The 10,712-nt window shown below is 48.5% G+C and carries 11 protein-coding genes; 2 read left to right on the top strand and 9 right to left on the bottom strand.

Annotation, left to right across the window (positions count from 1 at the left end):
• Positions 1-243 (top strand): zinc ribbon domain-containing protein (locus KNO94_RS13445; protein ID WP_214780502.1); only part of this gene is annotated, 243 nt, incomplete at its 5' end.
• Positions 244-360: 117 nt separating this feature from the next.
• Here KNO94_RS13445 and KNO94_RS13440 read toward each other — a convergent pair.
• From KNO94_RS13440 to KNO94_RS13420, 6 genes are all read right to left on the bottom strand, one after another.
• A complete protein-coding gene (locus tag KNO94_RS13440; RefSeq protein WP_214780500.1) occupies positions 361-909 on the bottom strand; it encodes a GNAT family N-acetyltransferase in 549 nt (182 codons plus the stop codon).
• Positions 910-940: 31 nt separating this feature from the next.
• Positions 941-1,783 carry a TVP38/TMEM64 family protein gene (locus tag KNO94_RS13435; RefSeq protein ID WP_214780498.1) on the bottom strand — a complete coding sequence of 281 codons (843 nt, stop codon included), beginning with the start codon at positions 1,781-1,783 and terminating at the stop codon, positions 941-943.
• A gap of 137 nt (positions 1,784-1,920) precedes the next feature.
• Positions 1,921-3,516 carry a CTP synthase gene (locus KNO94_RS13430; RefSeq protein ID WP_214780496.1) on the bottom strand — a complete coding sequence of 532 codons (1,596 nt, stop codon included), beginning with the start codon at positions 3,514-3,516 and terminating at the stop codon, positions 1,921-1,923.
• 247 nt (positions 3,517-3,763) lie between these two features.
• Positions 3,764-4,243 carry a DNA-directed RNA polymerase subunit delta gene (gene rpoE, locus KNO94_RS13425; RefSeq protein WP_012727404.1) on the bottom strand — a complete coding sequence of 160 codons (480 nt, stop codon included), beginning with the start codon at positions 4,241-4,243 and terminating at the stop codon, positions 3,764-3,766.
• Between the two features lie 80 nt (positions 4,244-4,323).
• Complete coding sequence (locus KNO94_RS15295; protein ID WP_251125981.1) at positions 4,324-4,500, bottom strand: hypothetical protein; 177 nt, start codon at positions 4,498-4,500, stop codon at positions 4,324-4,326.
• 6 nt (positions 4,501-4,506) lie between these two features.
• Positions 4,507-5,649, bottom strand: coding sequence for a hypothetical protein (locus KNO94_RS13420; protein WP_251125980.1), 1,143 nt, complete (start codon positions 5,647-5,649; stop codon positions 4,507-4,509).
• 169 nt (positions 5,650-5,818) lie between these two features.
• Between KNO94_RS13420 and KNO94_RS13415 the strand changes: the two genes are divergently transcribed.
• Entirely contained in the window at positions 5,819-7,117 is a 1,299-nt protein-coding gene (locus KNO94_RS13415) for a protoglobin domain-containing protein (protein ID WP_214780494.1), read from the top strand.
• Positions 7,118-7,155: 38 nt separating this feature from the next.
• On the opposite strand, the gene KNO94_RS13410 is transcribed toward KNO94_RS13415, so the two are convergent.
• From KNO94_RS13410 to KNO94_RS13400, 3 genes are all read right to left on the bottom strand, one after another.
• Positions 7,156-9,282, bottom strand: coding sequence for a (Fe-S)-binding protein (locus tag KNO94_RS13410; RefSeq protein WP_214780492.1), 2,127 nt, complete (start codon positions 9,280-9,282; stop codon positions 7,156-7,158).
• 92 nt (positions 9,283-9,374) lie between these two features.
• The gene (locus KNO94_RS13405) at positions 9,375-10,091 is read right to left on the bottom strand and encodes a hypothetical protein (RefSeq protein ID WP_214780490.1); all 717 of its coding nucleotides are present in this window, start codon (positions 10,089-10,091) and stop codon (positions 9,375-9,377) included.
• Positions 10,092-10,098: 7 nt separating this feature from the next.
• Positions 10,099-10,617 carry a GNAT family N-acetyltransferase gene (locus KNO94_RS13400; protein ID WP_214780488.1) on the bottom strand — a complete coding sequence of 173 codons (519 nt, stop codon included), beginning with the start codon at positions 10,615-10,617 and terminating at the stop codon, positions 10,099-10,101.
• Between the last annotated feature and the right edge of the window lie 95 nt (positions 10,618-10,712).

Genomic DNA, 10,712 nt, shown 5'->3' with positions numbered 1-10,712 from the left:
GCCAAGTCCATCGGAGATGTCAGTTGGTACGAGTTCGTCCGGCAACTCGAGTACAAATCAAACTTCTACGGACGGACGCTCATCAAGGCAGACCCCTGGTACGCATCGACCCAGATCTGTTCCACTTGCGGAGTAAAAGGCGAGAAGAAGACGGTGGATGTCCGTGAATGGACGTGTGCCTGTGGCGCGCACCATGACCGTGACATCAACGCGAGCATCAACCTGTTGATGTTGGCTGACTGACAACCCTTCAGGGCAGGGACTGCCCGACGAGCTTGGTCCATAACCGTGGCTGGTAGGAGCACGGTCTTCCCAAGAAGCTCCCACTTCAATTTGCGAAGCAAATAAGTGGTGAGTAGTTCACATAGACGTCGTACCTGTTTTCATCCATTCTTCCCGTAATATACCCATCCGAATCGAATCATAGCGCTTCTCGTTCACGACACGCACTTGACGGATTCGACCTTCGAGTTGCATCCCTACTTTTTCAGCGACCCGCATCATCCGTTCATTCCCGGACCACGTCGTCAAGCCGACACGGACAACGGGTAGCGTCTCAAATAGATGCTCGGTCCATAAGCGAAGGGCACGCGTCCCGACACCACGATTCCAGCGGTCGGACTGATGCAAGATGATGCCCATCTCGAGCCATTCTCGTCCGGCATCTTCGAAATAGTAAGAAACGGTCCCATATACGGTTCCATCGACCTCAATGACCCACATGTCTTGTTTTTGAATGAGCGACTGCTCGATTTGCTGAAACTCTTCGTAGGACATCGCCTTATGTTCGAAGTAAGGAGCGTCCCATTGTTTCCACTCCGGTGTTGCATCCCGGTAAATCAATTCCCATAGTCGGACTAAGTCTTGTTTTTCAATCGGTCGAATGACCACTTCTTGATCTTGTCGCATGTTGTCTTCCTCTCTATAGATCGTCCTTACCTTATTCTTGTGTCCCGTTCGAATCTCCTTTTTTTCGTTTGCGCCAAATGAACGCAAGAATCAAGACAATCACACTCGCCATGACAGAAGCGATCGCGATTGGACTCGAATCGGTCATAAACAATTGTCCGATGGAGACAGAGTAGGCAAGTCCGAACGACGTGACGAGTTTTGCCCCGAACGCGATGCCCGCAAAACGCGGGAATGGCACGCGGCTAAATCCGGCCGCAAGACAGATGACCTCATCCGGCAAAATCGGAATGATGAACAACACGAGCAATACACCAAGACCGTACCGATCGACATATCGATCGTATGTCTTCAGTTTCTCTTCATCGACCCAACGAATCATGCGTCCTCGGCCAAACCGGGCCAACCCATACATAACAAAGATGCCAAGCGTAGTCGAGATGCTTCCGACTAAAGCCGCACGAAACGGTCCGAGCGCGACACTCCCAATCGGCACACTGACCGCTTCCGGGACCGGCAAGGCAATCGGTTGTAAAAAGCTAAATGCCGCAAACACCCAGACCGCCTGTCGTTCATATTGCTCTAATAGACGATCTAACCCGTATGTGTCATAAAGGACGAGTCCGAACGAGACATAATAGACGAGAACGAAAATTAAGAAGAGCGAGAACGTGATCTTCCACATCTGCTTCAAAATGACATTCGAGCCGTCCCGAATCGCCCGCAGTAACCCGACCGAGAGAGCGAGTAAGACAATGCCCGTCCAACCGAGCTGGTACGGCAGTAAGAGGGAAGGCAAGACGACAAACGGCAACAGACTGAGCGCGACAAGCCCCAATCCATATCCAAGATAAATCGAATGTCGTTCTTTCATGAGCCATCACCCTCTCCCCGTTCTACTTCTAGTTTACCCAGAAAGTGAAGGGGATGTATCCTACCGAGGGCACCTTCCCTCTCATGCTTTTGACGTAGAAAAGCCACGATCCGGAATGGACCGTGGCTTTCAATCACTTATTCTCCAAGTGATGCTTGGATGAAGTCATGGAATAGACGTTGTGGACGTTCTGGACGCGAAATCAATTCCGGGTGGAACTGTGATGCCACGAACCACTTGTGTTCTGGAATCTCAATGATTTCTACGAGACGACCATCCGGGCTCGTACCTGAGAACTTGAAGCCTTCTGCTTCAAACGCTTCACGGTACTCGTTGTTGAACTCATAACGATGACGATGACGCTCGTAGACGAGCTCTTGATCGTATGCGGCGTGCGCGTTCGTCCCTTTTTCGAGTTTACATGGATAGAGTCCGAGACGAAGTGTGCCGCCAAGGTCTTCAACGTCCTTTTGCTCTGGGAGAAGGTCGATGATCGGATACGGTGTCGATGGATCGATTTCAGCCGTATGGGCACCGTCCAACTTCAAGACGTTACGGGCAAACTCGACCGTCGCAAGTTGCATCCCGAGACAGATTCCGAAGAATGGCACGTTGTTTTCACGAGCAAAACGTGTCGCTTCAATCTTCCCTTCGATTCCACGCTCACCGAATCCACCTGGAACGAGGATTCCGTCCGCATCGCCGAGGATGTCTGAGACGTTTTCAGCCGTCACGTCTTCTGCGTTGATCCAGTCGATGTCGATATCCGCGTTGAACGCATAACCCGCATGTTTGAGTGCTTCCGCGACCGAGATATACGCATCACGCAATTCGACATATTTCCCGACGAGTGCGATTTTCACTTTCTTCTCAAGGTGTGTGACCGTGTGGACGAGTTCTTTCCAAGCCGTCATGTCAGCAGCCGGTGAATTGAAACCGAAGTAGTCGTTGACGAGTTGGTCCATTCCTTGTTTTTGAAGGTTGAGCGGTACTTCATAAAGTGTCGATGCGTCTTGCGCCTCGATGACCGCTTCTTTGCGCGTATCACAGAAGAGGGCGATTTTTTCACGCATGTCTTCTGGGATGTCATGCTCCGTACGAAGGACAATGATATCCGGTTGAATTCCGTAGCTGCGAAGCTCTTTGACACTGTGTTGTGTCGGTTTTGTCTTCATCTCACCTGCGGCACGAAGGTAAGGGACGAGTGTACAGTGGACGTACATGACGTTCTCTTTCCCGATGTCATTCTTCACTTGGCGAATCGCTTCGATGAACGGAAGGGACTCGATATCCCCGACTGTTCCACCAATCTCTGTGATGACGACATCGGCGTTCGTCTCGCGTCCTGCACGGAAGACACGGTCTTTGATTTCGTTCGTGATATGCGGAATGACCTGAACCGTCCCACCGTTATAGTCTCCACGACGCTCTTTCTTCAAGACAGTTGAATAAATGCGCCCTGATGTGACGTTCGCGTTTTGCGACAAGTTGATGTCGATAAAGCGCTCATAGTGTCCGAGGTCAAGGTCAGTCTCAGCGCCATCATCTGTGACGAATACTTCTCCGTGTTGATACGGGCTCATCGTACCTGGGTCAATGTTGATGTATGGGTCAAACTTCTGAATCGTGACGTTGAGTCCTCGATTTTTGAGTAGACGCGCGAGTGAAGCTGCCGTGATCCCTTTACCGAGCGAAGATACTACCCCGCCTGTTACGAAAATGTACTTTGTCATGTTTCTTTCTCCTCTCTTGAATACCAACCATCGGGAAACGAAAAAACAAAAAAAGCAAAAGTGCCCCCGTGAATGGAGGACACTTTTGCTGCATCGTTACGTGCTAAACTAGCCCATGACTAATTTACGCCAGAGACGATACAGTCGTCAAGATATTATTTTTTCTTTTTTTCAAGTCGATGAACACGACTAAAAAAGAAAAAGAGACACGCCTAGCCGGGCGCAATGCCCGGCTTTTTGCGGTCTCTTATAAATCATCCTCGTCTTCGAGATCGAGGTCGTCGTCCAAGTCGTCATCCTTGAAGTCATCAAGGCCTTCTACTTTTTCTTCTTCGTCCTCATCATCGAATTCAGATGAATCGTAATCTTCAACTTTTGCGAATACATCCAAGTCATCTTCGATATCGACGATGCCTTCGTCTGCTTCTTCGAACTCTTCTTCGAATTCGTCAAGTTCACCACGTTGACGTGCTTCGATAACGAGATCTTCATCCGACTTATCGAATGGGTACCAAACGCGAAGCGCCCAACGGTTTGCTCCCAAGTTGACGAACAACCCGTCGATGTTCAAATCGGTGTAAAGTTGTGCGATTTTCTCGAGCTCTTCCTCTTCACTCGCAAACGTATAGTTTTGCTTGATCTTTTCGCGAATCTCATCAAAAGAAACAGGCTGTTCGCCAGTTTCTTGGAGAAGTTCATAAACGAAATCAATCAACGATTTATTCATTAAAGGACACTCCTTTTCCGTCACTAGTTAAACATCACTCCTCATTATAAACAAAAGCGATATGAAAAAGCTAGAGGAAATTATGATTCATTAGATACCTCGGCTCGAATGCGGAACCAATAGACACTAATCAACCCGATATTGAATAACCATGTCAGTCCCAAAACACCAAACATCCAACCTCTCGGGATTTGAAACGATAATTCCGCATTGACCGTCTGTCCAACGTATAACCCGTACCCTAACAGTCCGACCATCAAAAATTAGTAAGACACGACCATTCCGAACCGCTTCCACAATTGAATGAGCAGCGAGGCAAACTCTTTGTTCTCCCCGTACTCTTCAAATAAGTAGGCATGACTCACACTCGAATACATGGTTTGCGTATAGCCACTGACAAATAGTACAGGAATAAAGGCAAGGGGCTCGATAAACCCTAGGAAAAATATGAGGGATGACACGAGTAACACGAGGTACGGATGACGCGCGAAATCATAGATGCGGCTAAACAAAATCCACCCGATCACTCCCGCTAAAAACGAGACGAACACATAAATGAGGAGTACTTGAAATGAATATAAGGAAAGACTTACAAATACTGCCCCAATCAATGTCCAGCCACCAAACAGTCCGATCACGAATGATAGTAATTGCACTTGCCGTGTACGACTCTCTGTAATGAATCGTCGGACCCGCTTTTGGAATAACAACCAACCCACATATGCTAACAAAATAATCATTAGACTAAACACTTCGATATAGCCACGCGCTCCTTCGAGAAGACTGAGCAAACGACTAATCAACGTAAAGACGGTGACCGCGATAAAGGTGCGGAGAAAAGAGCGAGTCTCAAACTGCCATGTCGCCGATTTTTGGAGTGGTAACTTTCGCACGAATAACCACGGTAAAATGAGGCTTACCAAGAATATAGTGATGGCAAGATTATACGACTGCGTCAACGCATAGGAGAACACGGCAATCCAACCGACCAACATCAAAACTAGCGGCCAGGAGCTTCCTCCTTCTTCTTTTGACTCTGAATCATCAGCTGGTTTCAGTTCATTCAATTGCGATAAAATCGTCGTCATGATCGTCCCGACTCCAATTGATCCAACCCCGACTAAAAAGGCGCTCCATTCAATCGCACGCTCAAACGGGAGAACGAAACAAACTAGACCGACAACGAGTACGACCAAGGCGATTAAAAAAGTATCTTTTGAACCACGTCGACCAATGACATACACCCATAGTAAAAGACCAGACATACTCGCCACATAAAAAATAAGGAATGGAATGAGCCGCCCGACTCCTTCTTCCACCGCCATGATGGATAAGAACAAAATTTGGGGAAGGATTTGGCTACTGAGTGCACTGACAATCGTCAACAAGACAATCATATTTTTCACGGTCCGCACCCCTATCTCAAGATTGAATATTCTGCTCTTCCATCATCCTTTCCCATATCTATTTATCGATGAACCTCTTTCACAACACATCGACTTCTCAGTTTCTTCATGTTTCTGTCGATATAGAAGAGAACGCAAGTTTAGATATGACATAAAAGGAGAATAAAATATGCCACTTTTTCGTAAGACCACTTCAACTCATTTCGTCGCTTCCGAAGGTTTTCCCGAGATTCAGACAATCGCCAAGCCATCTGACTCGAGTTTGAGCGGACGCACTCATTATATGGGCTATACGGCGTCTCAAGTGAAACGTCTACAAGACATGGCTCCTCTAGTGGAGTCCGTGCTAGACGAAGTACTTGAAAACGTACTCGATCACTTGATGTTGCAACCGGAAATGGTACAGATTGCGAATGCTTCATCGACGAGAGAACGGTTAAAGAAGGTATTTGCCGATTATTTCCGTAGCCTATTAACAGGAAACATCGATGACAAGTTCTTAGCCATGCGAAAACGAATGGGACAGACGCACCATCATTTTGCCGTTCCTGTCGTTTGGTTCTTGGCGACGTATTCCGCATTTAACACGTTGCTCATCCCAAAAGTCGTCGAGACGTATCAACATGACCCGGCGACTTTGACAGAATCGCTTTTGGCGTTATCACACGCGATGAACTTAGACGCACAAATCGTCACCGAGCAATACGTCAATGCTCGTCTCGATGAACTCGAGTCCGCGAACGAGGCCCGTGCCACATTGTTAAGCGACGTCTCACGCGTCAGTGCAGAAGTCGCTACGACGATGGACCGAACGGGACACGCCATGTCTGAAACAAGCAACCGTGCGCACCAAGTCCTTGCAGAAACGGAACAAACGGAAAAGATGAGTCGTCATTTAATGACATTGACACACACGAACGGAAATCAAATCGAACAGATGGAAGCGGAGTTCAAACAGTCGGCCATCTACGTCGATACTTCGCTCGATCGAATCACTGCCCTAAAAGAAGGTTCTCAAGATATTGTTAGTATGACCAAGAGCATCGAACAAATTGCTAACCAAACGAACTTGCTCGCCTTGAACGCTTCGATTGAAGCGGCTCGTGCAGGGGAACATGGAAAAGGGTTCGCCGTCGTCGCCACCGAAGTGCGCACACTCGCGGAAAACGCAAAACAACTGAGCAGTCAAATCAATGTACTCATTCATGAAAATGAGACGAACATTGCGGCCCTCCTCGAGCAAATGGGGAAAATGCATCGGACGAACGATGAAGCGATGCGTCAACTAAACGCCGTCAAGTCTGGCTTTTCGACCGTTCAAGAAGAGATGGGGCAATACGTCCTTTCGTTTGAACGAAACAAGCAAGACCTCGGGCAGATGGTCGAAACCATTTCATCCATCAATGAAACGACACAAGGGTTATCTCATCTGACCTCTTCACTTCTCTCCACCGCTGAGATGCAGTAAACAAACAAGGCACGGTCCGCGGACCGTGCCTTGTTTTATTATTGGACAACTGGTTCTGGAATCTCGATGGCCTGCAGCGAGCGATCGAGCAATTCGACGACATCGAACGTGCCGACCGTCTCATCAACTTCCTTCGCTTTCGTTCCATCTGATAACATCGTCAAGCAGTACGGACATGCCGATCCGATGACCGTCGGTTTCGTTTCAAGCAACTGTTCCGTCCGAGCCACGTTGACACGTGTCCCGACTTTTTCTTCCTGCCACATGAGACCACCACCCGCTCCACAGCACATGCCGTTTTCACGGTTACGTGTCGCTTCGACGAGCTCGACACCCGGTATGCGTTCGAGGACGAATCGTGGTGCATCATAAATGCCGTTGTAACGACCGAGGTAACATGAGTCGTGATAGACGACACGTTCATTCACTTGAAGATCCGGCTGGATTCGACCCGTATCGAGCAACTCCGCGAGCAACTCGGTATGGTGATACACTTTCACGTCAGTCAAACCGAAGTCCGGATACTCATTTTTGAAGGTGTTGTAGGCGTGTGGGTCGACTGTGACGATTTTTGTCACCCCATACTTCTCAAAGAGTTTAATGTTCGCTTCGGCGAGTTCTTGGAAGAGCAACTCGTTTCCGATTCGACGTGGAGTATCCCCTGAGTTCTTCTCTTCATTTCCAAGAATAGCGAATGAGACGCCCGCCTTGTTCAACACGCTCGCAAAGCTCTGCGCGACTTTTTGGCTACGGCTATCGTAAGAGCCCATCGCACCGACCCAGAAGAGATACTCAAATTCTTCTCCCGCTTTTTTCTTCTCTTTCGTCGTCGGGATGACGAGCTCTGTATCTTTGCGCCAGTTCTCGCGTTCTTTCCGGTTCATTCCCCACGGGTTTCCTTGACGCTCGATATTCGCGACCGTGCGCTGCGCTTCTGGGTCCATTTTTCCTTCCATCATGACGAGGTAACGACGAAGGTCGATGATTTTATCGACGTGCTCGTTCATGACCGGACATTGATCTTCACAGTTACGGCATGTCGTACACGCCCAGATTTCTTCTTCCGTGATGACGTTACCGATCAATTCGTCTGCAACGAGCATATGTCCATCTTGCGCCGCTGCTGCAATTTCAGCACCTTGCGTGTTTTGGAACATGAGTGCCGGTGCCCACGGTGATTTTCTCGTGACCGCCGCACCCTTCATATTCATATGGTCACGAAGCTTGACGATCAAGTCCATCGGCGACAACATCTTCCCAGTTCCGGTTGCCGGACATACATTCGTACAACGTCCGCACTCGACACAGGCATATAAGTCGACGAGTTGCTTCTGGTTAAAGTCTTCAATCTTGTTGACCCCGAAGACAATCTCTTCATCCGACTCCTCCGCTTCTTCCATCGCTGAAAAATCAACAGGTGCCAAGCGACCGACTTTGTGTGTGCGGCCGAGCCAAACGTTGAGCGTACCGGCGATCAAGTGCGCGTGTTTACCTTGCGGAATGTAGACCATGAAGCTGAGTAAGAATAAGAGGTGCATCCACCAAAAGACAACGAACAAGGCGAAAGCGACCGAGCCTGGTACCCAAGAGAATACAGACCCGATGAGTGTCGCGACCGGTTCACCCCACATCGGGAGCTCTTCCTTGTAGACGAGGTAAAACCCGTTCCCAAATAAGACGGAAACCATCAACCCGCCGATGAAGATGAGGGCGAGACCTGCTAAGAAGTTTCGTTTCAAGCGTACGAGCTTCTCGACGTAACGACGGTAGAATCCCCAAACAACCGCGACGAGAATCATGAGCATGACGATTTCTTGCATGAATGTGAAGATTGGATAAAGTGGACCGAGCGGAATGTGTGGGAAGCGCGTTCCGACCGCTAGTCCTTTCCAAATAAAATCAATCGCCCCGAATTGGACGAGGATGAAGCCATAAAACATCATGACGTGAATGGCGCCACTCTTTTTATCCTTCAACAATTTCTTTTGACCGAACACGTTGATCATGACCTGTTCAAGTCGTTCTTTGTTCGTTTGGCGCCATTCTGCTTTTTTCCCGAGCTTGATGAACGTATAGCGCTGATGAACCAGCGTAGCAAATAAATATACACCATAGCCGAGGACGAGCAAGAATAGAATCCAGTTGACCATTAAAAATGTAGACATCCCCAAAACTCCCCCTTATGAAAACGGATTCAATCTTGAATTCAGTATATCAAATGATGAATGAACAGTCATTCATTTTTGTGAAGTTCTCGTTAGAAGTTTAGAAGATGTTTCAAGATGAGCAATAATCCCCCATAACTGCATACCGCCAATACAAATGTGCGGAAGTGCAGATTTCGATCCGACGGGAGTTCAAACTTCACGATATTGAGAATCATTGCTCCAGCTACGAACGCAAAGCAGAGCGCTTCGATGTGCGCAGCCAAGTCAATCCAGCGTGAAACGAACCCACCGAGCAAAATCCCGCCGCTCAACAAGTAGCGTCCTTGTCGCACGTAACGTTCTCCATAGTGCCGATTCAAGTCATGACCAAGCGCTAAAAAATGCACGCCGAGCGCTGTCGCATAGAAGCTTCTCGCAACGAACGTCACCGAATCGGCCGTCACGACATACGCCGAAAATGTCATGTATGCCGTGAGAAGTGTCACCTGTAGCCAATACGAAACGGCCCGATCGACCGCCTCATCTTGAAAGTGAGGGGTTCGAACGAACCGCATTGTACCGTAGAACACCGTGAATCCGATGAGACTGACGATGTAGATTTCTGAAGGTAACGCCAAATTCAACCAATCGACGCGAAGCGTGTCCTGGCGTTTGTTCAACGACGGCAAAAGATACATGAAGAAATATGTGATGGCGATCCCGCTTGAGAAAGAGAACCATTTCTTTGAAGGTACGGTCTCTTCCCGAAACAAATAAATGCCGAAGAAGTTAATCAGCGCCAAATAGATGATAATCCAGTTCGCCATCTCGTCTTCACCCTCTCAAGTCAATCCAAAACCGCTCGACGATCGTCCCGTCTTCTTCCGTGTACGGTGTGTCCGCAACGCCCCCATTGTTTAAAATGACTTGACGGGAAGCGACGTTAGTCCGGTTACACGTGATGAGTGCACGCTCAATGCCAAGTTCTTTTACTTTCTCGAGCGCAAGTTGCAGTTGGATGGTAGCAAGTCCGCGTCCGCGCGCACTCGGTTTCACCCCGTACCCGACATGCCCACCAATCTTCAAAAGTGATTCATTCAACTCGTGACGAATGTTCGCCGCCCCGAGAAGCTCTTTCCCGTCCGTGAGCCAATACGTCGTGCTCGGGACCCAACCTTCCTCTACGTTCTCACGTAACTCTTTCTGACGTAACGTGTTGACGTATGCCTCGAAGTCCGTCGTTTCACGGTCCACCGAAGTCGGGACGATTCGCTCATCGCGTTCATACCATTCCTCTAAAAATGCGAGAATCTCTTCTTTTTGTTCGACAGACGTCTTGATTAGTCTCAACATCCCATTTCCCCCTTTATTCCTTTCCATTCGTGTTCTCTAAATTGATTTCCTTGTTCCTTCATCTTAGAGAACAAATTATCGAAGTAAAATGGACG

It is taken from the genome of Exiguobacterium sp. s22, from assembly GCF_018617455.1.
GTDB lineage: Bacteria > Bacillota > Bacilli > Exiguobacteriales > Exiguobacteriaceae > Exiguobacterium.
Note: the sequence above shows the minus strand (reverse complement) of the source record. Positions and strands in the feature narration are given on the sequence as shown.